General features: G+C 39.9%; 19 protein-coding genes. 12 read left to right on the top strand and 7 right to left on the bottom strand.

The window, feature by feature from the left end; genetic code table 11:
* Nucleotides 1-136 precede the first annotated feature (136 nt).
* Nucleotides 137-1,573, top strand: a complete 1,437-nt coding sequence (gene asnS, locus LVD47_RS05720) for an asparagine--tRNA ligase (RefSeq protein ID WP_236974598.1) — start codon at nucleotides 137-139, stop codon at nucleotides 1,571-1,573.
* A gap of 288 nt (nucleotides 1,574-1,861) precedes the next feature.
* Here the strand turns inward: asnS and LVD47_RS05715 are convergent, their stop codons facing one another.
* From LVD47_RS05715 to LVD47_RS05690, 6 genes are all read right to left on the bottom strand, one after another.
* A complete protein-coding gene (locus tag LVD47_RS05715) occupies nucleotides 1,862-2,125 on the bottom strand; it encodes a hypothetical protein (protein WP_236974597.1) in 264 nt (87 codons plus the stop codon).
* A gap of 58 nt (nucleotides 2,126-2,183) precedes the next feature.
* A complete protein-coding gene (locus LVD47_RS05710) occupies nucleotides 2,184-2,423 on the bottom strand; it encodes a hypothetical protein (protein WP_236974596.1) in 240 nt (79 codons plus the stop codon).
* A 519-nt stretch (nucleotides 2,424-2,942) separates the two neighbouring features.
* Nucleotides 2,943-3,200 (bottom strand): hypothetical protein, encoded by a 258-nt coding sequence (locus LVD47_RS05705; protein ID WP_236974595.1) that lies wholly within the window; start codon nucleotides 3,198-3,200, stop codon nucleotides 2,943-2,945.
* 607 nt (nucleotides 3,201-3,807) lie between these two features.
* Nucleotides 3,808-4,563, bottom strand: a complete 756-nt coding sequence (locus LVD47_RS05700; protein ID WP_236974594.1) for a succinate dehydrogenase/fumarate reductase iron-sulfur subunit — start codon at nucleotides 4,561-4,563, stop codon at nucleotides 3,808-3,810.
* Nucleotides 4,564-4,601: 38 nt separating this feature from the next.
* Entirely contained in the window at nucleotides 4,602-6,602 is a 2,001-nt protein-coding gene (locus LVD47_RS05695; protein ID WP_236974593.1) for a fumarate reductase/succinate dehydrogenase flavoprotein subunit, read from the bottom strand.
* Between the two features lie 12 nt (nucleotides 6,603-6,614).
* A complete protein-coding gene (locus LVD47_RS05690; RefSeq protein WP_236974592.1) occupies nucleotides 6,615-7,298 on the bottom strand; it encodes a succinate dehydrogenase cytochrome b subunit in 684 nt (227 codons plus the stop codon).
* A gap of 159 nt (nucleotides 7,299-7,457) precedes the next feature.
* On the opposite strand from LVD47_RS05690, the gene LVD47_RS05685 reads away from it, so the two are divergent.
* The 5 genes from LVD47_RS05685 to LVD47_RS05665 all read left to right on the top strand — a co-directional run bounded on the left by LVD47_RS05685 (nucleotide 7,458) and on the right by LVD47_RS05665 (nucleotide 13,640).
* A complete protein-coding gene (locus LVD47_RS05685) occupies nucleotides 7,458-7,961 on the top strand; it encodes a hypothetical protein (protein WP_236974591.1) in 504 nt (167 codons plus the stop codon).
* A 10-nt stretch (nucleotides 7,962-7,971) separates the two neighbouring features.
* Nucleotides 7,972-10,110 (top strand): ribonuclease R, encoded by a 2,139-nt coding sequence (gene rnr / locus LVD47_RS05680; RefSeq protein WP_236974590.1) that lies wholly within the window; start codon nucleotides 7,972-7,974, stop codon nucleotides 10,108-10,110.
* Nucleotides 10,111-10,276: 166 nt separating this feature from the next.
* Nucleotides 10,277-11,425: an acyltransferase family protein gene (locus LVD47_RS05675; protein ID WP_236974589.1), complete on the top strand. Its 1,149-nt coding sequence runs from the start codon at nucleotides 10,277-10,279 to the stop codon at nucleotides 11,423-11,425.
* Nucleotides 11,426-11,458: 33 nt separating this feature from the next.
* Complete coding sequence (locus tag LVD47_RS05670) at nucleotides 11,459-12,928, top strand: Gfo/Idh/MocA family protein (protein ID WP_236974588.1); 1,470 nt, start codon at nucleotides 11,459-11,461, stop codon at nucleotides 12,926-12,928.
* Between the two features lie 151 nt (nucleotides 12,929-13,079).
* Nucleotides 13,080-13,640, top strand: coding sequence for a Uma2 family endonuclease (locus LVD47_RS05665; RefSeq protein WP_236974587.1), 561 nt, complete (start codon nucleotides 13,080-13,082; stop codon nucleotides 13,638-13,640).
* A 63-nt stretch (nucleotides 13,641-13,703) separates the two neighbouring features.
* Here LVD47_RS05665 and LVD47_RS05660 read toward each other — a convergent pair whose 3' ends face one another.
* Nucleotides 13,704-14,303: an RNA polymerase sigma-70 factor gene (locus tag LVD47_RS05660; protein WP_236974586.1), complete on the bottom strand. Its 600-nt coding sequence runs from the start codon at nucleotides 14,301-14,303 to the stop codon at nucleotides 13,704-13,706.
* Between the two features lie 629 nt (nucleotides 14,304-14,932).
* On the opposite strand from LVD47_RS05660, the gene LVD47_RS05655 reads away from it, so the two are divergent.
* From LVD47_RS05655 to LVD47_RS05630, 6 genes are all read left to right on the top strand, one after another.
* Complete coding sequence (locus LVD47_RS05655) at nucleotides 14,933-18,349, top strand: SusC/RagA family TonB-linked outer membrane protein (protein WP_236974585.1); 3,417 nt, start codon at nucleotides 14,933-14,935, stop codon at nucleotides 18,347-18,349.
* Nucleotides 18,350-18,356: 7 nt separating this feature from the next.
* Nucleotides 18,357-20,111 carry a RagB/SusD family nutrient uptake outer membrane protein gene (locus tag LVD47_RS05650; protein WP_236974584.1) on the top strand — a complete coding sequence of 585 codons (1,755 nt, stop codon included), beginning with the start codon at nucleotides 18,357-18,359 and terminating at the stop codon, nucleotides 20,109-20,111.
* An 11-nt stretch (nucleotides 20,112-20,122) separates the two neighbouring features.
* Nucleotides 20,123-22,957: a SusC/RagA family TonB-linked outer membrane protein gene (locus tag LVD47_RS05645; protein ID WP_236974583.1), complete on the top strand. Its 2,835-nt coding sequence runs from the start codon at nucleotides 20,123-20,125 to the stop codon at nucleotides 22,955-22,957.
* A 24-nt stretch (nucleotides 22,958-22,981) separates the two neighbouring features.
* Nucleotides 22,982-24,679, top strand: a complete 1,698-nt coding sequence (locus tag LVD47_RS05640; RefSeq protein ID WP_236974582.1) for a RagB/SusD family nutrient uptake outer membrane protein — start codon at nucleotides 22,982-22,984, stop codon at nucleotides 24,677-24,679.
* Between the two features lie 43 nt (nucleotides 24,680-24,722).
* Entirely contained in the window at nucleotides 24,723-25,316 is a 594-nt protein-coding gene (locus LVD47_RS05635; RefSeq protein WP_236974581.1) for a BT_3987 domain-containing protein, read from the top strand.
* Between the two features lie 61 nt (nucleotides 25,317-25,377).
* Nucleotides 25,378-26,217 carry a hypothetical protein gene (locus tag LVD47_RS05630; RefSeq protein WP_236974580.1) on the top strand — a complete coding sequence of 280 codons (840 nt, stop codon included), beginning with the start codon at nucleotides 25,378-25,380 and terminating at the stop codon, nucleotides 26,215-26,217.
* Nucleotides 26,218-26,219: the final 2 nt, after the last annotated feature.

Raw genomic sequence — 26,219 nt, 5'->3', positions numbered from 1 at the left:
TTTATTTACTCATTATACGAATTACAACCTGATAAAGTACTTAAAGTTTGCTTAAATTTTTAACAAATTAAATATCGAGTGGCGGGGCTTTTCACATCCAATTCTGTATTTTTGCGGATTCAAGATTCAAATGCTTATGAAGAAGAGAACGAGAATTAATGTCTTATTGGCCGAACAACCTATTGGTGAAACTGTAGTCGTGAAAGGCTGGGTAAAGTCTTTTCGCAATAACCAATTTATATCGCTTAACGACGGAAGTTGTTTTGATAGTTTGCAAATTGTCGTTGACAGAGATGATGTTGAAGAAAAGATCTTGAAGCAAATTACACCGGGAGCTGCTTTAGGAGTAAAGGGAAAGCTAATTGAATCCAGAGGTAAAGGACAATCTGTGGAGATAGATGCTGAGGATGTAATTGTCTATGGCCCGGCTAATCCCGAGACTTATCCGCTTCAACCTAAAAAGCACAGCAAGGAATTTCTTCGGGAGATTGCTCATTTGCGTTTTCGGACCAATACGTTTGGTGCTATCTTCAGAATCCGGCATGCGATATCGTATGCGATCCACCAGTTTTTCAACGAGCAAAAATTTTATTACCTGCATACTCCCATCATTACGGCCTCTGATGCCGAAGGGGCCGGAGAAATGTTTCGGGTGACAACATTGGATTTGGACAATACCCCGAAAACGGAGGATGGAAAAATAGATTTCAAAAAAGACTTTTTTGAGCGGGAAACCCACTTGACGGTTTCGGGACAATTGGAAGCCGAGCTTGGAGCACTGGCACTCGGTCAGGTATATACCTTTGGACCTACTTTCCGTGCGGAGAATAGCAATACCAGCAGGCATCTGGCAGAATTCTGGATGGTAGAACCGGAAGTAGCTTTTGCAGATCTGGAAGAGAATATGGATTTGGCAGAGAAGATGCTGAAATACATTATTACCTATACGTTGGTGAATTGCAGCCAGGATCTCCAGTTTTTGAACGACCAATTGGAAAAAGAAGAAAGTCAAAAGCCGAAAAATGAGCGGTCTGCTATGTCTCTTTTGGACCGTTTGCAGTTTTGTGTAGACTATGATTTTGCTCGCATTACGTATACTGAAGCAATTGATATCTTAAAGAAATCGAAGCCCAATAAAAAGAAAAAGTTCAATTACATTATAGAAGAATGGGGGGCGGACTTACAGTCGGAGCATGAGCGGTATCTGGTAGAAAAGCACTTCAAGAAGCCGGTTATCTTATACGATTATCCGAAGAATATCAAAGCATTTTATATGAAGGTTAATGAGGATGGAAAGACAGTACGTGCCATGGATATCCTTTTCCCGGGAATAGGGGAAATTATCGGCGGTTCACAGCGTGAGGAAAATATAGACATTCTTTTAGACCGTATGAAAGAAATGAATATTCCAGAGGAGGAATTGTATTGGTATCTGGATATCCGTAAATACGGTTCTTGCCCGCACAGTGGGTATGGCCTGGGATTCGAACGGATGGTACAATTTGTGACCGGTATGGGTAATATCCGCGATGTTATCCCATTCCCAAGGACTCCTGGAAATGCAGCGTTTTAGGAGGCTTTGGACAGAAACCCTTTAACTTGTTGCTTACCTTTTGTTTATTTTAAATTTTCCAATACCAATCCCAATATTATTAAATCCGTTATTTGATAAGTGATGGAGAATTTCCGATTCCTTTTGGTAACTCCACAAGATAGTTGCCAGGAAACCATTACCAAAATCCTCATGCCACAAGAGGGTATTATCTGGACCTATCAATTCTGCTTTAAAAGCAAAATTAGGCAATTTTGTTTCTGTATAATTTCCATTTTCGCTTACTTTCCAAAGTTCGTTTTTCAGTACTCAATCACCAACAAAGCTTTTTAGCGGATTTTCTTTTGACTCTGATCCTGCAACCTGGCAGATAGTTTCAGCAGCAAATAAAAACAGGAAAATTAACACCATGATCGCACGGTAAGATTTAGATAGATACTTTTTCATCATCATTGGATTTAATTGTATTGATTTTATGACACACAACTTGTTTATACCCGGACAAAATATCTCATTTACATCCTTTTTTGGCCTATAACCCGGACATTGAACGGTATATTTTTCAAACGCCATCCAAAAAATTTAACATTTGTTAAAGAAACAAATAAATGATACTATTTGATGGGTTTCGCTAATTGGAAATTAGTAGATTTCTTTCAGAAGGGGAAGACAAAGAATGGGAAATAATAATCCACGGTAGTGGATGGATGTAGAAATAATTTATGCTAAATGCCAGAAATCGGTGGCATTTTGATATGGTTAAAGGCCCGGTGCCCGGTGTAGTACTATATCTTTTTCTTCCGGCCGGGGCACTTCCCGCATCTTTTTCCGGACTTTTTATATTTTTTACAGCATTTTTTCTTTTTCCCACAGGCGCACCCCGTTAGTTTGTTGCCACCTACAAGGTCGTAAATACCTTCGGCCTGAAACTGCTGTATAGAAATTAATGTATTCGATTTCATGCGATTACGATTAAACGATCGGCGAATATAATACTTTAATTTTATTTAGACCTATTTTAGATAAATATTTTAAATGAATATATATTATTTTCCTTGAGCATTTTGACCTTTGTCAAGTGACAACAAAACCAAAGAGTTTTGTTACATCATAGACGTACATCAAAACTTTGAATGGGTTTTTAAATATCCTTTTGGGAGTTTTGATACAACAATGGTCTTTAGGTAATGAAATGAATATATTTCTTTATTAATACATTAACGTCAATAGTGGATAAGAAACAAGTTGTACTGTCTGTAGGATTTTGGTCTTTTTCAACAGTATATGTATCGAAAAGCGTTAAGAATTTTCGAAGCCCTGGATTATTGAACGAAATCCCGTTTGATAACGGGATCAAAGAGCATGACTGAATAATGTCTGAACTTGAGAATCAAGTCAGGCCAAGGGTGCCAAATGCACGCTTGATGAAAGAACCGAGCATGGTTTTGCGAGGGTGGGGTGGCACCTTTGGTAAAATAACCTCGGTTACCATGACGAGGGTGGGCTTGACTTTTTCGAGACGGTTTTTGACTAGAAGGAAAAAATGCTCCCGAGAAAAATCGGGATGCCCTTTTGCCGAAGGCATCCCTTTCGGGGCTTTTGTTTCGTTTTCTTTGGGCACGCAAAGAAAATGAAAAACAACATTCAATAATCTGATTTTTAATTATCTATAAAACATAATAGTTTTTTAGTACTAAACATTATTCAGGATACATTAAGTCTTTATTTGATTGTTGCTCATTTGTCTTGAAACAAACGAGCCAAAATTTAAGACAAAATAAATGTTCATTCGCACAGCAGTCACCCGCACCCACTATTTTGTCGCTTCCTTTCCCACTTTTCTTGTGTTGAAGGTAAATTTTGTTAACCTTGGAACTCTTTATAGGTTAGAGAATTTAGTGGTTCTATCATGTATGGAGTTGAGGTTGAAATACAAGTCAAGAGCAGCAAGGTTTTATTTGGTATATAGTAGTTTTACCGGACCTAAGTAAGTAGTATAGACAATATGGATAGGGTATTAGTGCCTACAAACCTTATTTCCAAAGATTGCTATTTTGGTGTATTAGTTTGACAGGAGATAAGTCGGGAATAAAAAAAAGTCCTCCGAGGTAGTTTTGGATAAAATGAGATTAAAAATCCAATTCATATTTCATCGCACTCAGAGGACTACGGTTAACATGGGATTAGTACAAATCTAAATTTATTTTTTTACAAATTAAAAATGTTTCTTCCATATTAACTTTTGATAATATCTTCTATTCTACCACTTTGTCGGTAGATAATGAACTTTTAATAAATTGCCTGTTCAGTCGGGCTATATTGCTTATGCTTATTTCCTTCGGACATTCGACTTCGCAGGCCCCGGTATTTGAACAATTACCAAATCCTTCTTTGTCCATTTGGTTGACCATAAGCTGTGCTCTTCGTTCTCCTTCTACTGCTCCCTGCGGTAATAAACTCAAGTGAGAGACCTTAGCGGAAGTGAAAAGCATAGCACTGGCATTGGGGCAGGCAGCTACGCAAGCACCACATCCAATACACGCTGCCGCATCAAAGGCTTTAGAGGCAATACCCTTTTCGATGGGAATATCATTTCCATCAGGTGCTTGCCCGGTATTGACAGAAATATATCCTCCGGCCTGAATGATCCGGTCAAAAGCAGATCTGTCAACTACCAGATCCTTTACGGCAGGAAATGAATCGGCACGGAAAGGTTCTACCGTTATAGTATCACCGTCTTTGAAATGCCTCATATGGAGTTGGCAGGTAGTTGTAGCTTTTTGGGGACCGTGGGCCCTTCCATTGATGACCATGCTACAAGCCCCACAAATACCCTCGCGACAATCGTGGTCAAAAGCGACAGGATCTTTCTTTTCCTCGATAAGTTGTTGGTTCAATACATCCAACATTTCAAGAAAAGACATTTCTTCCGTTGCTTTCACCTGATATGTTTCCAACCTTCCTTTATCATTTGGGCCTTTCTGCCTCCATATTTTTAATGTTAAATCCATTTTGTCATTTTTGATTGAAAAATTTGATCAACGATGGGTTATTTATAGCTTCTTACCTTGAGTTCTACATTTTCAAACTTCAATGGTTCTTTGTGTAATACGGCTTCGTCGGTTTCATTCCATTCCCAGGCTGCTACGTATGCAAATTCTTCATCATTACGCATTGCTTCTCCTTCTTCTGTTTGATATTCCTCTCGAAAGTGACCACCGGCAGATTCTTCCCGGTTAAGAGCGTCTTTTACCATCATTTCACCCAACTCCATAAAGTCAGCTACCCGAAGTGCTTTTTCGAGTTCGGGATTATATTCATCTTTACTTCCCGGTACAAATACATCTTTCCAGTATTCTTCTCGCAATTCCCTGATAAGGCCCAGGGCTTTTTGCAGTCCTTCAGCATTCCGGGACATTCCACAATATTCCCACATAATCAGCCCAAGCTCTCTGTGGAAAGATTCTACGGATTTGTTTCCATTGACGCTAAAAACCTTATCAATTCTATCTGTTACACTTTTTTCCGCATCTATGAACTCCTGGGTGTCATTGGCTATTTTCGGTGTACGAATTTCATGTGACAAAAATTGCCCGATTGTATAAGGAATTACAAAATATCCATCTGCCAACCCTTGCATAAGTGCTGATGCCCCCAGCCGGTTGGCACCATGATCGGAAAAATTTGCTTCCCCCAGGGAAAATAACCCCGGGATATTGGTTTCCAGGTTGTAATCTACCCAAAGGCCTCCCATGGTATAATGTACTGCCGGATAGATTTTCATCGGTGTCTCATACGGATTGTCACCGGTAATTTTTTCATACATTTCAAACAAATTTCCGTACTTCTGTTCAACTACTTGTTTGCCGTACTTTTCTATTGTTTTTTGATCCGGATTTTCTATTCCATGTTTGTAAGCTTCTGATTTCCCGTATCGCTGGATAGCGCTTCCAAAGTCAAGGAATACGGCAAGTCCGGTTTTATTGACACCGTGTCCTTTATCACAGGCTTGCTTAGCGGCTCTGCTGGCTACATCTCTAGGGACAAGGTTTCCAAATGCCGGGTACCTTCTTTCGAGGTAATAGTCGCGATCTTCTTCATGTATATCATTTGGACTTTTATTGCCATTTCGGATGGCTTCAACATCATCTTTATGTTTGGGGACCCATACCCTTCCATCGTTTCTGAGTGACTCCGACATCAATGTCAATTTGGACTGGTATGAACCCGAAACGGGAATACAGGTCGGGTGAATTTGTGTATAACATGGATTGGCCATGAGTGCCCCTCTTTTTACGGCACGCCAGGCTGCGGAAACATTTGACCCCATGGCATTGGTAGAGAGGTAAAATACATTACCATAACCTCCTGATGCCAGTACTACACAGTGAGCTGCATGCCGCTCCAATTCCCCGGTTATGAGATTTCGGGCAATAATTCCCCGGGCTTTCCCATCAACTTTTACTACGTCCAGCATTTCATGGCGGCTATATAGTTCCACTTGTCCGGAAGCTACCTGACGTGATAAGGCAGAATAAGCACCTATTAATAATTGCTGTCCGGTTTGTCCACGGGCATAAAAAGTCCGGGATACTTGAACACCACCGAAGGACCGATTCGCTAAAAGACCCCCATATTCACGTGCAAAAGGGACTCCTTGTGCCACACATTGGTCAATAATATTGGCACTAACCTCTGCCAACCTATACACATTGGCTTCGCGCGAACGGTAATCCCCGCCTTTTATCGTATCGTAAAACAACCGGTAAACGCTATCACCATCATTTTGGTAGTTTTTAGCTGCATTAATTCCTCCCTGAGCTGCAATACTGTGTGCTCTTCTGGGAGAATCATGGAAAGTAAAAACCTTTACTTTATAGCCCAGTTCTCCGAGCGTTGCTGCTGCAGATGCTCCGGCCAGGCCTGTTCCCACGATAATAATTTCGATATTTCTTTTATTATTGGGCGCGACCAAATTCATGGTGCCCTTATAATTTGTCCATTTTTCCGCTAAAGGACCTTTCGGAATTTTTGGATCTAATTTTATCATTGTATCGAATTGTTATTTTACAAAATAAATATAGAGTGGTATCAGTGCAAATCCAAGGGGAATAATAATTGAATAAATTATTCCGATTCCTTTGATAATTGGTGTGTATTTGGGATGGTTCCAACCCAGTGTCTGAAAAGCACTGGCGAATCCGTGTTTTAAATGGAAATAAAGTGCTATTTGACCTATTATGTATACCAATACAATCCACCATACGTTAAAAGCAGTATAAACGCGCGAATACAGGTCATTGACAGGTACATCAAAACCTTCGTATTTTACCATGTCGAGGTGTCCCAGTTTCATCTTTAACCAAAAATCCCCCATGTGCATAAACAAAAAGGCTAAAATCAATATTCCCAAAATGGCCATATTCCTCGCAGCCCAGCTAGTGATCTGGGTATTGGCAACGGCATAGCGGCTCCTCCGAGCTTTCCTGTTTGCAATTGTTATGACAATTCCCTGGATAGCGTGTAGGATTATGAAAAAATATAATCCTATAGAGACCGTTTTTATCAAACCATTATGCGTCATAAAATAGGCATATGTATTGAACGAAAAACCTTCGTCGTCGTTGAGCAACTGCAGGTTACCTATTAAATGGATAACTAAAAATAAAATAAGGAATAAACCGGTTAGGCCCATGATGAGTTTGCGCCCAATTGATGATACAAAGAATCGTGAAAACCAGCTCATATTGTTTAATTAATTTAATTATTATTACATCAGCAATAAAGCTAAAAAATAAGAATAGGCATATGTTAAGAAATTAAAAAATTATCAATTATTTAGAACGCATCTAAATTTCTTTCGGTTTATTCTGTTAATTTTAATCATTCAAAATCAAATTCTTAAATGGCAAATCCATCGAAAGCAAAAAAATTTAATACATATTTACAACTATTCAATCCCATCGAATTTCCTTTCACACTGCATTCCGACGCTCACCACGATTTTAGCAAAAGTAATAAAAGCATTCATCCCGATTTGATCAAAGATTATATTACGCCATATATTGGAAAAAATGAGGATGAATACACGGAATATATTCCGTGTTTTTTGTTGGATGAGCAAAAAAATTATATTGCAGTTGTTGTTTGGAAAGCAGGGTTAAAGGAATATGAATATTATGTACTGACTTATAACAATGCTGGAGACGTCATTCATCATCAGGTGATTGGAGGAATGAAGTCAGATGGGGAGAAGGTAATCTCCAGAATTGCAATTATTGATGACGAAAAAAGTATCCATATGGTCGAAGGAGAATTAAAAGATCAGGAAACTGACTATGACCCTTTGAAGACTAAGGAGTACAGTTTTGTACTTAATGAGGAAGGATATTTAAGTCTGGAACACTAAGAAGAAAAATATGACAAAAAAAAGTATAAAGAAAAAACCAAAGAAATTATCATCAGGAGTTTTACAAGAGCGTTTGAAAACACGTTTTTATAAAAATCCGACAAAATCTTACAGCGCTAAACAACTTATAAAATCCGAGAGGATATCCAATAACGCTGACTCAGTGAATCATGCCCTCTCACAATTGTCGAATGAAGGATTTCTCGTTAAAGTGAAAGATGCCAAGTACCAGTTTAATAAAAATAGTGTTAAAGCTACTCGCATTTTTGAAGGAATCGTAGATATGACCAAATATGGGTCTGCTTACATCATTACGGATGACCTGGAATCGGATATATTCGTTCCGAAAAAAAGGGTGAAAGGTGCTATGAATAATGACCGGGTGGAAGTTATGGTTGTTAGCAAACACAAGGAAAAGTATACCGGAGAAATACTTAAAGTAGTAGAAAGAAATACCACTCATTTTGTAGGGATTTATCAACCGAGCAAATCATTTGGCTTTGTCCTGCCGAAAGATCCGAATGTGACATTTGATGTTTATATCCATCAAAAAGATTCATTGGATGCCAAATCCGGAGACCAGGTTTTGGTCAAAGTTGATAAGTGGCCGTCAAGTAAACGAAAAAGCCCTATAGGGCATATTGAGCGTATTCTCACGGAAGAGGATATGAATGAAGTCCGGATGCAATCAATTCTTGCCGAGCAGGGCTTTAGTGAAATATTCCCGCCTGAAGTGGAAAGTGAAGTAGCCAATTTAAAATTTGAACTTGATAAGCAGGAGCTTTCCCGCAGGAAGGATTGCAGAAATGTCACAACTTTTACTATTGACCCTTTTGATGCAAAAGATTTTGACGATGCCCTTTCTTACCAAAAACTGGAAAATGGAAATGTTGAAATAGGGATACATATAGCAGACGTAACGCATTATGTCCACCCGAATACGGAACTGGACAAAGAAGCTTATCTCCGGTCCACCTCTGTATATTTAGCGGACCGGGTAGCCCCAATGTTACCCGAAAAATTATCCAACGAATTGTGTTCGTTGAGGCCCAATGAGGACAGTATGACCTTTTCAGCTATTTTTGAGTTGGATAAGGATAAAGGGGTAGTTAAGAAGTGGTTTGGTAAAACCGTTATACACTCGGATTTTAGGTTTTCGTATGAAGAGGCTCAGGATGTAATTGATGGCACCATGCAAAGTGATTTTGCAGAGGTCCTGGTTGACCTGAATAGCACAGCAAAAGTACTAAGGGAAAGAAGACTTAAAGAAGGTTCTATAGAATTTGAGTCGGATGAAGTGAAAATTATTCTTGATGAGAATAACAACCCTATTGATATCCAGATTAAGGAAAGGCTGGATACCCATTTGTTGGTGGAAGAATACATGTTGTTAGCAAATAGACATACAGGAGAGTTTATGGCCAGGAGAGCCAAACCCGAAGTGCCGTTTATTTACAGAATTCACGATTTGCCGGACGAGGACCGAATGATGGATTTTGCCATATTATTGAAGGAAATGGGATTCCAATTTAATACGGAAAATCCCAGGGCTATCAAAAATTCGATCAAGAATCTAAATCAAAAGGCACAAACAGATGAATCGTTGAAAATGGTCCAGCCAATGGCCATTCGGATGATGGCCAAAGCCGTTTATTCGCCGGATAATATTGGGCATTTTGGATTGGGATTTGATTATTACAGCCACTTTACATCTCCTATTAGAAGGTATTCCGATGTTATTGCCCACAGGATTTTATTCGATAATCTTGATCAGGTAAAGCGCTATGATAAATCAGAGTTAGAAATTCAATGCAAGCATATTTCCAACCAGGAAAAAAAGGCCATGGATGCCGAAAGGGATTCGATCAAATATAAGAAATCAGAGTTCTTGAAAAATCATATTGGGGAGGTATTCGATGGTATTATTTCCGGGTTTATAGATAAAGGTGTATTTGTGGAAATCAAATCCAATCGCTGTGAAGGCCTGGTACAATTTGATAAATTCGAAGAACCGTATACGGTAGCCACTAACAGACTGGAAGCCCGGGCAAAACATTCGGGGGAAGTAATTAAAATTGGCCAGCCAATCAGGATAGAAGTGATCGATGTGGATGTTGACCGCGCGGAGGTAGATATGGATTTGGCTTAGGTTTTTTAACTAATATGTATGCTTTTGATTCCATAGAGTATTTTGTAATAAATGGTATTAGTAGGAGATTAATATGTTGTTGCATTGCTTTAAATTATTCTCCATCTGTTAATAGTCTATCCGAAAATTAATTATATTGGGGTTCTTTATTTTTGAACGGGAAAAAATGGGACTTCAAAAAAGCCAAAATAAGCAATATAATGCCGGTAATCAGTCAAAATCTGTTTCCAAACGGTTAGATTCTTTGGATGCGTTGAGAGGGTTTGATATGTTTCTGATTATTGGCGGTACCTATTTGATTTCTACTTTTATAGATGCGATGAACTGGACTTCACTCGGTTGGTTGACAGCACAATTCAAACACGTTCCCTGGCACGGTCTTACATTTGAGGATGTTATATTTCCCCTGTTTTTATTCATGGTCGGTGTTTCGATGGTATATTCAATAGCATCTTCCAGAAAAAAAGGGTTGAGCGATCAGGATATTTATATTAAAGCATTCAAACGGATGCTTCTGTTAAGTGTGCTGGGAATCATTTACAAGAACAGGCCATTGCATTTTGATTTGGAGGAAATCCGGTTCGTGAGTGTGCTTGGACGGATTGGTGTGACTGGATTCATCGGAACCCTCATCGTAATGAATACTAATATCCGCGGTCAAATATATTGGCTGGCTGGGTTATTGATATTTTACTGGTTGTCTATGTTGTTTATTCCTGTTCCAGGGTATGGTGCCGGAGATTTGAGCCAGGAAGGAAATTTAGCGGGATTTATTGATCGGATTATTGTGCCGGGAAGGTTAAAGGATGGAAATTTTGATGAGTTGGGGTATTTTGAGCATATTCCTTCAATCGGATTGGTACTTATGGGTGCTTTAGCTGCCCATATATTAAGAAAGGAAATCATTGATATTAAAAAGGTTACATATTTAGGCATTATAGGGGCCGGATGTATACTTGGAGGAATAATCTGGAATTTTCACTTTCCAATAAACAAACACCTTTGGTCCAGTTCCTTTATTATGGTGACCGGGGGAATTAGCTTTTTGTTTCTGGCACTGTTTTATCAGATAATAGATGTTTGGGGATTCAAAAAATGGTCTTTTGTATTTAAAATCATTGGTTTGAATTCTATTTTTATTTACCTGGCTTCTGCCTTGATTGATTTTCGGTATACTTCAAATTATTTATTTAATGGATTTTTTGAAATGGCGGGTGAAGACGGTAAACGATTTTTGTTGCAACTATCTGTTTTGCTATTGGAAGTCGGATTATTATATTTCCTTTACAAAAAGAGAATATTTTTTAAAGTTTAAAAATTATAATTTACAAATAAAAATAGCATAATAATGAATCAGGATCGTGATAAAGGGCAATTAAATAAAATACAAAATGGCTCTTCTCGAAGGAATTTTATGAAGACAGGTGCAACGGCACTGGCAGGTTTTTCCTTGGTCCCTAGGCATGTGCTGGGAGGCCCTGGATTTGTAGCACCTAGTGACAAACTCAATATAGCGGGTATTGGTGCAGGTGGAAAAGGACATAGTGATTTGAACAGTTCTTACGATAGTGGAAAAGCCAATATCGCATTTTTGTGTGATGTAGATGATCGGCAGGCTCAAAGAACAAGGGAGAAATACCCGAAGGCCAAATACTATAAGGACTTCAGAGAAATGTTGGATAAAGAGCATAAAAATATAGATGCAGTTACCGTATCTACTCCAGACCACAATCATGCCATCCAGGCATTGGCTGCAATGGAATTAGGGAAACACGTGTATGTCCAAAAACCCCTGACCCACGATATTTACGAAGCTCGTATGTTGACCGAAGCTGCTGAGAAGTATAAAGTGGTTACTCAAATGGGAAATCAAGGTTCATCAGGAGATGGCGTCCGCAAAATGATGGAATGGTACAATGCCGGGTTGATTGGTGAAGCACATACTGTATATTGCTGGACTAATCGTCCCGTTTGGCCCCAGGGAATCCCCTGGCCGGAAGAAAAAGCAACAATCCCCTCCGAATTGGATTGGGACTTATGGTTAGGAACTGCACCCCAAAAAGAGTATGTAGATACCCTGGTCCCTTTCAACTGGCGAGGTTGGTGGGACTATGGAACCGGAGCATTGGGAGATATGGCATGTCATATAATGGAGCCACCTTTCCGTGTATTAGGTCTGGGATACCCTAAAACAGCCCAGTGTAGCGTAGGAAGCGTATATGTTGGTAATTTTGGTAGAGGGTATTTTCCTGAGAGTTGTCCGCCATCATCTCACATTACATTGCGATTTGATACGCCTGAAATGAATGATTTGGAATTCCATTGGATGGACGGAGGAATCCAGCCTTCCCGGCCGGAAGAGCTAGGCCCGAATGAAATAATGGGTGATGGTGGAAATGGAGTAATTATAGAGGGTACAAGGGGTAAGATGATGTGTTCTACTTACGGACGTGATCCCAAATTGCTACCTACATCTCTAACCGATGCAATCAATGTGCCGGAATCAATACCCAGAGTAGAAGGAGGCTCCGGTGGACACCAGGCTCAATGGGTGGAAGCTTGTGTGGCAGGATATGGTAGTGATGAATTCAAAGCGTTGAGCTCTCCTTTCTCTATTGCCGGTCCTTTGACCGAGTCCGTATTGATGGGGAATTTAGCTATCCGAAGCTTTGATTACCGAGAAGCCAAGAGCGACGGCGAAGGATATAACTATCCCGGAAGAGGAATTACCCTGGAATGGGACGGACCAAATATGCAAGTGACTAATTTTGATCCTGCGAACGAATTTGTAAAAAGAGAATATAGAAAAGGGTGGTAGAATAATTTATAATATATACAATTGATCCCCGTGTTGATAAGTTCAGTGCGGGGATTTTTGTTTTATGGTAGTGGTTGTAGGTATGGCATTGAACTCTTATAGAAGGACATACGTTGCAAATTGCATATATTGGTAGTATAAAATGTAAAAGATGTCAACACCGGTAGTAAAAAGATTGATCAGTACAGAAGACTATAATAAAATGGCGGAAATAGGCATGTTGAAGCCGGACGAGCGCTTGGAATTAATCAACGGAGAAATATATACTAAGCGTCCTATTTTAAGTAGACATGCGGCTATTGTTAATCAAGTGAATAGAATACTGGGGAGAATAATGACCAATGAGTACATAGTTAGTATTCAGAATCCGGTTCATTTGGACGAACTGAATCAGCTGGAACCAGATATTTCTGTTTTGAAATTTCAAGACGATCTTTACGTCCATTCACACCCAAATTCTAACGATGTACGTGTTGTCATGGAAGTATCCGATTCTACCTATGAATTTGATCGATATGTAAAGTTACCAATATATGCCAACAACGGTGTTCCAGAATATTGGTTGATTAATTTGAAAGAAAAGTGCATCGAAGTGTATGAAGACCCTGTACTAAACAAATATAGGATAAATAATTGTTATTTATTGGGGGATGAGATTCCGGTTTTGGATGAAATGATATCCGTGTCGCAGGTGTTGGTAATAGAGGAGTAAGAATTTTTATTTTTATTCAATTTGGAATGGGGCCCAGATGTGAAGAGTCAGATTATCAATTGTCTAGTTTCCTGCGAAATAGAGTAAACACAAAATCAAGATAGTATTGTATTCGGTCAAATGCATTCTCAGATGCTTAAGTGCTTTGGTGAGGTGGTTTTCTACCGTTTTTTTGGAAATATGTAGTTGGTCGGCGATTTCCTGATTGGGGATATGCTCTTGTCTGCTCATCCTGTAGACTAATTGACATTTCGGGGGAAGTGTAGAAAGACTATTCTCTATTAGGTTTTTTAAGTCTGATAAATTTTGAAGGTTTTCGGCTTGGGAAGGTGCATAGTTTTGCGCAAATGAACCGAAGTCCTTTGCATATTTGGCCCGGACTTTTTTAGACCGCATTATATTCAACATTTTGTACTTAACGGAGCTGTACAAATAAGATGATAGTGAGGTTTTGATTTTAAGGTTGTAACGATTTTCCCATAGTGATAAAAAAACTTCTTGCAGGGCTTCTTCACTACTTTCCCGATCATGCATTCGATTATATACATACGCAAACAAACGTTCCCAGTACAATTCATATATGCGTTTAAAAGCATTTCGATCTCCACGGTTTAATGCCTTAACCAATTTTAAATCATCATGTATATTACGTGTATCAGACATGTTTATAAGTACCTATTAAAAAACATTAAATGTTGGAAGTAAGATGATTAAAAGCTAAAGTTATAAAAATAGATTCAAAATTAATAATTATTTAAAGCATAAGAGTTTGATAGGACATCTTATTACAAAAAAAGTAATGGATGAATTTTAAAAGGTATGATTGACCCCTTGATAGCATATAAATTAATTTTTTCAAAAAAACTCCCATTCTTATTGGGTGCGATGACTTTTTGAAGTGACTTAATGAGTAGAAAGGGGAAACACCTCATTTGTTTATTTAATATTGTGCAATGTAAACATTCGATACTATTCAATTAGAATGAAATTCATATTCATTGGAGGTATGAAATTTTAATAAAATTTTTGTAATTAAACTGTTTTAAACAGTTTGATTACAGGGTGTTTTAGTATGAAATATGTGATCGAGCAGAGGAAAAGTTAGATAGTGTAAAAGTTGAAGAACTAGTTTTGAATTTATAGAAGGAGGGAAAAAGACGATTATTGACTGAAAGCATAGTATGAATAGTAATTTTTAAGGAGATAAAAAAACAGGAATGGGCCAACATTCCTGTTTGATTCCCATATGGGAGTTAATTGTTTTAAACAAACAATAGAAAACATTTAAATATATGAAAATTTATTTTTCTGGATTGCCGGTATTGTATAAAATTATGAAGATTACAGTGGGGCAATTCATTTTAATGACCATTTTTTCAAGTTTTTCTTATGGAGGAGTTTCCGAAGTTCAGGTTTTGGACCAGGAAGTAAGTGTGAAATGGGATTCTATATCGATTGAAAATGCATTAGTCATGCTTGAGTCTCAAGCCAATGTGAAGTTTGTGTATAGTGAAAGCAAACTTCAGTTGCAGAAAAAGGTGAATTATTTGGGAGAGAAGAAGAAGCTTGGAGAAGTATTGGATCGAATTTTATTGCCCAACTCTATTGTTTATGTAGTTAAGAATAATAATTACATAATTTTAAAGAAAAGGCAAAAAGGAGTTGCTCCTAAATTATATAGATCCTCACAATTGATAAAATTTCCGAGGCTGGAAACAACAGAAATAGCGGTTTCTGGAACAATAGTAGATAAAGAAGAAGGCCAACCCCTGATTGGCGTCAATGTTCTTGTAAAAGGGACGGAAAAAGGGACTACTACCGATTTGGATGGAAATTTTAGATTGGAAAATGTGAAGGAGAATGCCACTTTAACCTTATCCTATATTGGGTATCGGACTCAAGAGGTAAACATCAATGGTAGAAGTAATTTGAACATAACCATGGAAGAAGATGCGCAAACCCTCGATGAAGTGGTGGTTGTAGCATTTGGAAGTCAAAAGAAAAAAACGGTTACCGGGGCTGTATCATCTATTGAGACCAAGGAACTACTGCAATCTTCTCAAGCCAATATTAGTAATGCGATGGTAGGCAGGATGCCTGGTTTGCTTACCAAACAAACGAGCGGGGAGCCTGGATTTGACCAGGCAGAAATTAGGATTCGAGGTGCGAGTACATTTACGGGTTCTTTAAGTCCGCTTATACTTATCGACGGAGTGGAAAGCGACAATTTCAATAATCTGGATCCTAATTCAATTGAAAATATAACTATTCTTAAGGATGCTTCTGCTACTGCTGTATATGGAGTTCGCGGTGCAAATGGCGTTATCCTGATAACTACAAAGCGAGGTGAAATCGGAGCACCCCAAATAAGTTATACCGTGGATGCTACTGTGACCAAATTTATCGACATAAGACAAAACATGAATAGCTTTGACCATGCTACTACCATAAACAAAACTCTTCAGTATGACTCCTATTTTAGAGGAGGGTACAATCCACCTTATTCAGACTTTGACATTGCATTGTATGAGACGGGACAGGATCCGGTTTTTTATCCGGATATGGACTGGCACAATGAGCTCCTAAAACCTTTTACAACTCAAATGCAACACAATTTGAATATCCAGGGAGGCACAGAGCGGGTTAAATATTTTGCCAGTGTCGGGTATTTTGACCAGGGAGGGTTGCTCAATAATACAAACGCCATTGATTTATTCGATGCTCAGATTAATTACCGTCGGTATAATTTTCGCTCCAATCTCGATTTTAAGGTGACCAATGACCTCACTGTCTCTGTAGACTTGTCCACCACAAATGAAAATAGAAGAGGGAAAGGAGCGGGTTCCTCCATACCATCATTAATGCTCGCTATCAACAATGCAAGCCCAAGCGGGACTCCTGGAGTGGTGGATGGCAAACTAATCGACATAGGAGTTCCAAGGACGATAAATCCTTATTCAAGTTTATTCAATTACGGGTATGCTCGGGAATATCGCAATTACCTAAAGGGCAGGGTGAAAGTAACCCAGTTATTGGACTTTGTGACGGAAGGACTATCAATACACGGTGTATTATCCCATCAGTCCTTTAATAGTCAGCAAAACACAATAAGTAAGGCGTTGAATATTTATTTGGCTGTGAAAGACCGGGCTGAAAATACGATTTTTGTTCCCCAAAGAGTCGACGCCCCTTTCAATACCGGGCAAAGTTTTGGAAAAAACAGGATGTTATACGCAGAGTTGGGGCTGAATTATGCCCGGGATTTTGGAGATCATAGTATTACGGGCTTGTTATTATACAATCAGAGTAAACGCCACGATCCCAACCTGGCATTTCTGGTTCCTTCTGGATATCAGGGAGCTGTGGGAAGGGTGACTTATAATTATCAGGGCAAATACCTGGCTGAATTCAATGCGGGATTTAACGGGACCGAAAATTTCGCAGAAGGCAAACGGTTTGGTTTTTTCCCGGCGTATTCCGTGGGATGGGTGTTGTCCGAAGAGTCATTCTTTCCGGATAATGATATAATTTCCTTTTTAAAGATCAGGGCTTCATATGGAGAGGTAGGCAATGACAAAATAGGCGGAGAACGGTTCTTGTATCGCCCCTCAGCATATGAGTATTCAGGGGGATATTACTTCGGAGAGGTGGGAAGTAATTATAATTATTATCCCGCTTCACAGGAAAGTAAAATAGGAAATCCTGACCTCACCTGGGAACGGGCTGTCAAAAGGGATATCGGGATTGAAATGACCTTATGGGAAGATAAACTAAGGGTAAATGTGGATTATTTTGATGAAAAAAGAAATAATATCCTTGCCGATATAAGTACGGTCCCCAGTATAGTAGGGGCTGATCTTCCTGCTTATAATCTTGGCCGGATGCAAAACCGGGGGATTGATGGAGAAATTACATTTAATGACAGAATTGGGGATGTTAGCTATTGGTTAAAGGGTATTTATACATTTGCACGTAACAAAATCCTCTTCCAGGATGAAGTACCGAATCAATATCCTTATCAAGATAAAACGGGGCAGATGCTGGGACAATATTTCGGTCTTATAGCCGACGGAGTCTACAATACCTGGGAAGAAGTGAACGAAGCCCGCCGGCCGGGATCCGATATGAATTTTTTGCAGCCCGGTGATCTAAAATACCGGGATGTTAATGGGGACGGATTGATCAACGGGTATGATTATGTACCTATTGGTTATTCGAATTTTCCAGGGAAAATATTTGGATTTTCTCTAGGTGGAGAATTTAAAGGATTTGATTTGTCCATATTGTTTCAAGGCGCTGCAGATGTATCGTACAGGTACTATAGTTCAGCTATTAAAGTTCTTTCACAAGAGCGATCTATACCTCAATACCTGGACAAAAGCTGGACACAAGAGCGGTTTGAAAGCGGTGGAGAAATTTTGTTCCCGAGATTATCCCTCGATAACCGCAATTATACCACTTCATCTTTTTTGATAGTAGACGCGAGTTATTTGAGGTTGAAAAATGCAGAAATCGGGTATCGGTTTTCCAATAAATTATTTGAGCGATTGAATATTGAATCAGGAAGAGTTTTTATTAATGGGGATAACCTGTTGACCTGGTCCGGATTGTTGCCCGGAATTGATCCTGAACAGGGAGCCTCTTCCGGGGACACGGAGCCATACCCTATGACACAGAATTTTAATTTGGGAGTTAACATAAAATTTTAAGAGTAAAATGAAGATAATTGTTAATACCATTGGAGTTTATTTATTGATAATGATCCTGGGTTCTTGTGACAAAGGAATTGGTGACTTCCTGGACAAAGCTCCCGGGGTGGATATCACCGAAGATGTGGTTTTTTCATCCCAGCAAGAACTTTTGTCTTTTGTTTCGGGAATCTATTTTGACGGAATTCCTGCGGGTTACCCGTATAAGGGGTTTAATGATATCAGTGGTAATGTATTGAATACAGGAGGAGCTACGGAGGAGGCAGATTTGGATCGAAGTTGGTACCCGAGCAATGACTGGAATGGAGGATCTATTGGTCCTGGTTCCATTATATGGCATGAGGACGCGATATACAATAAAAGATGGGAAGTAATTCGGAGAATAAATACGGTTCTGGAGCGAATTAACGACGTTCCGGATTTGACAGAGGAAGAAAAAAATCAATTCATTGGGGAGGTGTTGTTTATTCGTGCGCTTACAAATTTTGAAATACTAAAAAGATACGGTGGTTTTCCCATTGTGAAAGAAAGATTTGATCTGACGGATGATCTAATGATCCCGAGAAGTACTGTAGAAGAATGTGTAAATTTTATTGTAGAGGATTGTGATAGAGCAGCTGAATTTCTTCCGGATGCCAATATGGGAATTATGAGAGGACGGGCGACCAAGGGAGCCGCACTTATGGTGAAGTCACGAACTTTATTATATGCCGCAAGTCCTTTGCTTAATACCGGGGATCCTTATCTGGATTTTGGAGAAAATAACGAACTCATATGCTATGGAAGTACTGACGTGCAAAGATGGCAATTGGCTGCTGATGCTGCCAGGGCTGTTATTGATTGGGCGCCACAGGGACAATGTCACTTAATCGAAGACCAAGGAGAGGATAAAAACTACAAATATGTGTGGGAACAAACCGATAATTCGGAAATCATTCTGGCAGATAAACCCATATCTGAGCAAAATGCCTGGAGTATGATGCCGTGGGGTAATTACGTGCCTGCTACCATATATAATGGGCAAGTGGGGGCGTCGGTGCCGATGAACCACGTAATGAAATACGAAAAAAGGGATGGAACTCCCCAATCCTGGAATATGGAAGACGGAGGTGATGATTTGAATCAAAAATATGAGGAACTCGACTATCGGTTCAAACAATCCGTAGCATACAATGGGGCTTATTGGAATGAAGATTATCCCGTTGTTGAGACCTATGAGGGGGGCGCCCACATCAGCCAGTGTCTAGGAGGTGCATGGTTGAGAAAGGGGATACCGACCGCTTTGACGCGATCAAACCCGGTCATCGTAAATTGGATTGTATTCAGATTGGCAGAAGCCTATTTGAATTATGCTGAGGCCTTGAATGAGGCTAACGGAGGACCTACACCTGAAGCGTATGAGGCTGTTAATAAAATACGTAATCGTTCCGGTATGCCTGATTTGCCGGAAGGGCTGATCCAGGAAGAATTTCGCCAGCGAGTAAGAAATGAAAGGGCCGTTGAATTGTTTTTCGAAGATCATCGATTTTGGGATATCCGACGTTGGCTTATTGCCGAAGAAGAAGGTGTGATGCAAGGGGACTTTTACGGATTGAAAATCAACCCTGTCGGAAGCGGGGAGGTAACTGAAGATACTGAATTCAGATATGACTTTTATGTCTTTGAAACCCGGACTTTTCACAAAAAAATGTACTTGCACCCGTATCCATTGGAAGAAGTCAACAAGGGGTACATTGTTGAAAATCCGGGATATATCAGATAGCGGAGTATAAAATGATAAAATTAAAAATGATGGTGCATCAATACAAGCAGTATATAATTATTTCCTTAGTGGTGTTTACCTGTAGTAAGGGTTTTGCACAAACAAATGGGGATCTTGATTCCATAGGGGCAAATGCGGAAGAAAAGATAAATATAGCATTCGATACTCAGACACCAGAAGAGATTTCAAGTTCCGTATCGGTGGTTCGCGGAGAAGAACTGAGAAAGACATTTGCTCCTAATCTGGCAAATACATTGTATGGCAGGCTCGGAGGGCTGATGATTGAACAACGGGGTAATGAGCCGGGAAATGATTCGCCGGGATTGTATGTCAGGGGAGTGAATTCTTTTGGTGGAGCTGGTACCGCTCCTATTATTGTGGTTGACGGTATTGAAAGTTCTTTTGAGCAGCTTGTCTCTTACGAAATCGAGTCGATAACTTTACTCAAGGACGCATCGGCTACGGCGATCTTTGGAAACCGGGGAGCTAATGGGGTATTATTGGTGACTACCAAACGTGGATCCACAGGTGAATTACAGGTCAATTTTACCGCACAGGCCGGGGTTCAGCAGGCGATGCGATTGCCTGAATTTCTGAATTCCTACGAATACGCCAATTTATATAATGAAGGGTTGGAAAATGATGGTATTGCCCCGGCATTTTCAGAAGAAGAGCTTCAAAAATACCGATCGGGCAGTGATCCTTATTTGTACCCGGATGTGAATTGGTATGACCAGGTTTTGAGAAGTAATGCACCGGTAGCCAATTACAATTTGAATTTTGGTGGAGGAGATGATAACGTCACGTACTTTGCTTCTCTGAATGCTTTATCTAATGGTGGATTATATAAAAAAACAGGCGATCGATCAGAGAATAGCCTAAATGCCAATTATGAAAGATATAATATTCGTACCAATGTAGATATACAACTCGCCAAACGGATTTCAGCTTCGATCGGACTAGGCGGTTCGGTAGAGGAAAAAAGCACTCCAGCTGCCAATACGACCAATGACATTTTTAATAGTATGAGTATACTGCCTCCGAATTCTTTTCCGGTCTATAATGAAGACGGATCTTACGGTGGAAATTCTTTGTTTACCAATCCTTTGGGGGATATTTTGGAATCCGGCTTTTTTACATCCAGCGGAAGAACATTGCAGTCTTCATTTCGACTGAATGGCGATTTGGACCAGATTACACCGGGATTAGAAATGACTACGGCCCTTTCTTATCACACCTCCTTTGTCAGCTATTCTAATAAGACCAGAGAGTACGAGCGATTTCATGTTTCACAGAATAATTCCGGGGAAACTGTTTATACCAGATTTGGGCAAAACACGCAATTGGAGGGAGATGAGGATGAATCAGATCAATGGCAAAACCTGACTTTTCAGACTTTTTTCAATTATATGAAAAATATTGGTGATTATAACCTGGATGCTATGGTGAAGTTGCATTACAAAAATTTTACCATTATCGGTCCGTCTGAGTACTACCCCAATGACGGGAGTGTGTTCCCCTATGAAAATGCCGGTGTCAGTGGTCGCTTTACCAATACATTTAGAGAGAAGTATATCGGAGAAATAACTATCGGCTATCACGGTTCGGAAAATTTTGCAAAAAAGAACAGGTTTGGCATTTTCCCGGCTGTTTCATTGGGCTGGATTTTATCTGAAGAAGATTTCTTTAAGGGAGGAAGTGCAGTTGACTTTCTAAAGCTGAGAGGATCATTTGGAATCGTGGGCAATGAAAATGTAGGAGGTGAGCGATTTATGTTTGAACCTACTTTCCCGGGGTCTTCGGGATATTATTTTGGGGGTTCTAATACATATGATGGTGGAATTGTGCAGGGAAGACCGGCGAATCCGGGCTTTACCTGGGAAAAAGACAGGCAGATTAATTTTGGTCTGGAAGCAACCCTTTTTAATAAACTTGATATTGTGGTTGATTATTTTAATCGCAACAGGTTCGATATACTTGTGCCGGCGTATTCCGAAATACCTGCATTTATCGGTCAGGAATATCCTTTTCTCAATGTAGGAGAGTCAAAGAGCTATGGTGTCGATGCTTCCGTAGAAATTAAATCTAATCCGACAAACAGGTTTGGGTATTTTGTCAAAACGAATTTTTGGTTTGCCAGAAATGAAATAAAATACAATGCGGAATTGCCTCAAAGGGAAAGTTATTTATATAGGAGCGGACAGCCTGTTAATCAACCATACCTGTTGGAGACCCTGGGCTTTTTCACGGATGAAGATGATATAGCCAATAGTCCCGAACAAGTCTTTACCGAAGTGCAGCCCGGTGATATCAAGTACAAGGATCAAAACGACGATGGAGTGATAGATAATGCTGATTTCTACCCGTCGGGAAAGCGGAATATTCCCGAATTTAATTTGGGTGTCAATGCCGGCATTTCCTATCAGGGCTTTTACCTGGATTGCTTTATTCAGGCAGTGACCGGTCGTTCGGTGTATTTGGGTGGTAGCTATTACCATGCATACCAGAATGATGCGAAAGTATCTTCGATAGCCCTGGGAAGGTGGCGTCCGGAAAATAGTAATAGTGCTACATATCCCCGGCTTTCTTCCTCCAATAACGAAAATAATTTTCAACCGTCTACCTTTTGGCAGAGGGATGGAAGTTTTATAAAGCTGAGAAGCATAGAACTGGGATACCAATTACCTGCGCGAATTACCCAAGAATTGAGAATGAAGGATGTTCACTTTTTTATTAACGGGTCCAATTTATTTTCCCTGGATCATTTGGAGTACAGTGATCCTGAAACTTTATCGGGATATCCGGCTGTAAGAACCATTAGCGCGGGGACAAGTATTCAATTTTGATACGGCTCTATAAAAAGATAAGAGATGAGAATTAAAACATATTCACTTTTAATAGTTTTAGTGGCCATACTAAATGCCTGTATAGATTTGGACAGGGAAGTTGTCACCACTCTGCAAGAAGACCAGGTAACAGAGAGTTTTGAATTTACAAAAAACAGAATCAATGCGGTTTATGAAGGATTGCAGTCTGGATTCAATCCCATAGGGGACGCTATGTCTTCCAGTGCTACGGATGATGCGGAATTTACAATCGAATCTTCTTCGGTGCAAAGGTTTAATACTGGAAATTGGAATGCATTGAGTAATCCGGATGATAAGTGGTATCATTACTATAGGGCGATATTCAATGCCAACCGATTTTTGGAGACGTCGGATAATGTTGATTTGGATGTGTATCGGTTGGACCCGAGTCCTTCGGCACAGAAGGTCTTTGCCAACCGGTTGATTGAAATTGAGAGATGGAAAGCTGAAGCAATTTTTCTCAGGGCTTATTTTTATTTTGAATTAGTCAAGAGATACGGTGGGGTGCCAATATTGACCCGTACGTATGAAGCTGCTGAAGACTATAAAGATATCCAACGAGCTACCCTGGACGAATGTATATCTTTCATTACGGCCCAATGTGATATTGCGGCGAGTAGGTTGCCTGGAGAGGGTGATTATTCATTGTCGCAATTGGGAAGGGCTACCAGTGGTGCTGCGCTGGCTTTGAAGAGCAGGGTTTTGTTATATGCAGCCAGTGACTTGTTTAATGACCCATCGTGGTCGACCGGCTTCGTAAGACCGGATTTGATAGCCAGCCAGAACGGGCAAAGAAGGGAAAAATGGAGGGCAGCAGCTGATGCGGCAAAGGAAGTGATTGACCTTTCGGAATATTCGTTGGATTCTGATTATGAAGAGCTCTTCCACACCTTTAATTCATCGGAAATTATTCTGGCCCGAAGGGAAGGTAGTAGCAATTACTTTGAAAGAATAAATTATCCGATCGGGTACGACCTGGGACGAAGCGGGAATACACCTTCTCAGAATTTGGTGGATGTATATGAAATGGCCGATGGTTCGTCATTTGACTGGGGCAACCCTGATCATGCATTGAACCCTTATGAGAACAGGGATCCCAGACTTCAGTATACTGTTGTCACTAATGGCGAGGTGTTCAGGGAAAGGCCGGTAGAACTTTGGACGGGAGGAAGAGACGGCCAGGGAACGGAAAGAGCTTCCCGTACCGGTTACTATCTCCAAAAGTATGTAAATGGAGACCTGAACCTGCTTCAGGATGAAACCAGTGTGCATACGTGGATCCTTATCCGGTTGGGTGAGATTTATCTTAATTATGCCGAAGCTTTAAATGAATGTGACCCGGGAAATCCGGATATAAAAGAATACGTGGATGCGGTCCGGGGCCGATCCGGAGTAGAAATGCCCCCTTTACCCGAAGGTTTGTCCCAGGAACAGATGCGGGAAAGGATCAGAAATGAAAGAAGAGTTGAGCTGGCATTTGAAGGGTACCGTTTCTGGGATGTCCGTCGGTGGATGAAAGGAGCGGAATATTTCGGAAACCCTCTTCAGGGAGTTGAGGTGATTCGACGCGATAGTGCTGTATATGATTATACCCCTTTAGTAGTAGAAGACAGGGTTTGGAATCAAGGAATGTACTTATACCCTATACCCGAATCAGAGATATTACAAATGTCCGGTTGGGAACAAAATCCCGGATGGTGAATATAATTGAGGACGATATGGCAAAGTTTAAAAAAAATAGGTTATGAAAAATATTGGGATATACCCGTGCCGGTTTGGAGTGGTTTTGATGTTGGTTTGGATTTCGATATCATGCGAATACCGCGAGTATGCTGATGCAGAGTATATAGGACAGAAAATATATATGCCTGCAGCCAATTACAATGTTTATGAAATAAGGGAGGAATCCAAAAAGCCCAGTGTTCATCCCACTGAAGGAAACCGGTCAAGGTACAAAATAGATGAAACTGACGACCGATTTATCATCCCATTGGGAGTGTATCGATCAGGAATAGACAGAAGGGGAAGCTTTGATGTGGATATTGAAATTAATAATGATACTATTTCAGACCTGATGACTTTAGGAACGTTGGATTCTAATGTCTTGATCCTACCGGATGAGCAGTTTTCACTGCCGGAACAAATTTCGCTCGCAGATGGAGATAATTTTTCGGGGTTTGACCTGGAAATAGATTTAAAATTTTTGCAGGAAATGAATGCAAATAGTCCAGATATCAAATATGCTGTGGGGGTGGAAATATCCAGTGAAGCCCGGCCTGTGACAAAAGAACTTAAGACCACAATGATATTGATTGATACTGACGTGGCAGTACCGTAGGGTTTATGTCTATTAGTGATACAACAAATTTATTATTTAAATCAAATAACATTATAATTCAATGACGAGGATTATTTCATTCTGTACTTTTGTTGCGTTTATTTTTATTATTTCCAGTTGTGACAAGGAGGATCCGGTACCTTCCGGACCAGAAGTTTCTGTAAATGCTCCGGGGTATACGATAAACAGTGGGTCGTTTAACATTGGGGTTACAAAAGATTCAACGGTAATTTTGATATATTCAGTGGATGCTCCTGGAATTATTGAGGAGTTAAACCAAACCGTCGACGGTGTAAATGAATCCATTACCGGTGCGCTAGGTGAAACCAGTTACTCCAAGCAATTGGTAGTTGATCTTCCCTATGAAGATAAGACTATTGATGTGGAAATTGAAGTTGTTGACGAGCATGACCAATCTTCCTCCGCTTCGGTTTCTATTGTAGTTGAGGCTATCGTGCCACCGGCTATTCCTTTGACTGAAAACCAACTGATTACTATGGGCGGATCATCCAGTCCGTCTCATTTTAGCAGGTGGGATCTGGACCGCCCCAAAGGGTATGGGTATTGGGATTTGGAAGGAGATAACGCCGGTCAAATTCTTACAATGGATAGCTATTATACTACGCTGTCTCTTGGAGATAGTGATCTGGGACAGGAGCAGTTTGTAGAATCCGGGGCTAAATTTGTGATTACGGATTTTACTGCGGAAGAATATCATAATATGGAAAATGATTTGCTTTTACAGGATCTCGAAATAGAGGAAAACTATCTACAGAATATTGAAGTTGGCCAGGTCATAGCCTTTATAACCAATTTAGACAAACTTGGGGTCTTATACATTAAGGAATATTACGATGGAACGGATGATATTGATGTGGAGATTAAACTCCAGGAAAAATAATG

The organism is Membranihabitans maritimus, from assembly GCF_021729145.1.
GTDB classification, from domain to species: domain Bacteria; phylum Bacteroidota; class Bacteroidia; order Chitinophagales; family Saprospiraceae; genus Membranihabitans; species Membranihabitans maritimus.
This window is presented reverse-complemented; position numbering and strand designations above follow the sequence as displayed.

Excerpts from the sequence above, each read along its gene's own strand:
- asnS (WP_236974598.1), top strand. The coding sequence starts at position 137 with ATGAAGAAGAGAACGAGAATTAATGTCTTATTGGCCGAACAACCTATT.
- LVD47_RS05715 (WP_236974597.1), bottom strand. The coding sequence starts at position 2,125 with ATGGCGTTTGAAAAATATACCGTTCAATGTCCGGGTTATAGGCCAAAA.
- LVD47_RS05700 (WP_236974594.1), bottom strand. The coding sequence starts at position 4,563 with ATGGATTTAACATTAAAAATATGGAGGCAGAAAGGCCCAAATGATAAA.
- LVD47_RS05695 (WP_236974593.1), bottom strand. The coding sequence starts at position 6,602 with ATGATAAAATTAGATCCAAAAATTCCGAAAGGTCCTTTAGCGGAAAAA.
- LVD47_RS05690 (WP_236974592.1), bottom strand. The coding sequence starts at position 7,298 with ATGAGCTGGTTTTCACGATTCTTTGTATCATCAATTGGGCGCAAACTC.
- LVD47_RS05685 (WP_236974591.1), top strand. The coding sequence starts at position 7,458 with ATGGCAAATCCATCGAAAGCAAAAAAATTTAATACATATTTACAACTA.
- rnr (WP_236974590.1), top strand. The coding sequence starts at position 7,972 with ATGACAAAAAAAAGTATAAAGAAAAAACCAAAGAAATTATCATCAGGA.
- LVD47_RS05675 (WP_236974589.1), top strand. The coding sequence starts at position 10,277 with ATGGGACTTCAAAAAAGCCAAAATAAGCAATATAATGCCGGTAATCAG.
- LVD47_RS05670 (WP_236974588.1), top strand. The coding sequence starts at position 11,459 with ATGAATCAGGATCGTGATAAAGGGCAATTAAATAAAATACAAAATGGC.
- LVD47_RS05665 (WP_236974587.1), top strand. The coding sequence starts at position 13,080 with ATGTCAACACCGGTAGTAAAAAGATTGATCAGTACAGAAGACTATAAT.
- LVD47_RS05660 (WP_236974586.1), bottom strand. The coding sequence starts at position 14,303 with ATGTCTGATACACGTAATATACATGATGATTTAAAATTGGTTAAGGCA.
- LVD47_RS05655 (WP_236974585.1), top strand. The coding sequence starts at position 14,933 with ATGAAAATTTATTTTTCTGGATTGCCGGTATTGTATAAAATTATGAAG.
- LVD47_RS05650 (WP_236974584.1), top strand. The coding sequence starts at position 18,357 with ATGAAGATAATTGTTAATACCATTGGAGTTTATTTATTGATAATGATC.
- LVD47_RS05645 (WP_236974583.1), top strand. The coding sequence starts at position 20,123 with ATGATAAAATTAAAAATGATGGTGCATCAATACAAGCAGTATATAATT.
- LVD47_RS05640 (WP_236974582.1), top strand. The coding sequence starts at position 22,982 with ATGAGAATTAAAACATATTCACTTTTAATAGTTTTAGTGGCCATACTA.
- LVD47_RS05635 (WP_236974581.1), top strand. The coding sequence starts at position 24,723 with ATGAAAAATATTGGGATATACCCGTGCCGGTTTGGAGTGGTTTTGATG.
- LVD47_RS05630 (WP_236974580.1), top strand. The coding sequence starts at position 25,378 with ATGACGAGGATTATTTCATTCTGTACTTTTGTTGCGTTTATTTTTATT.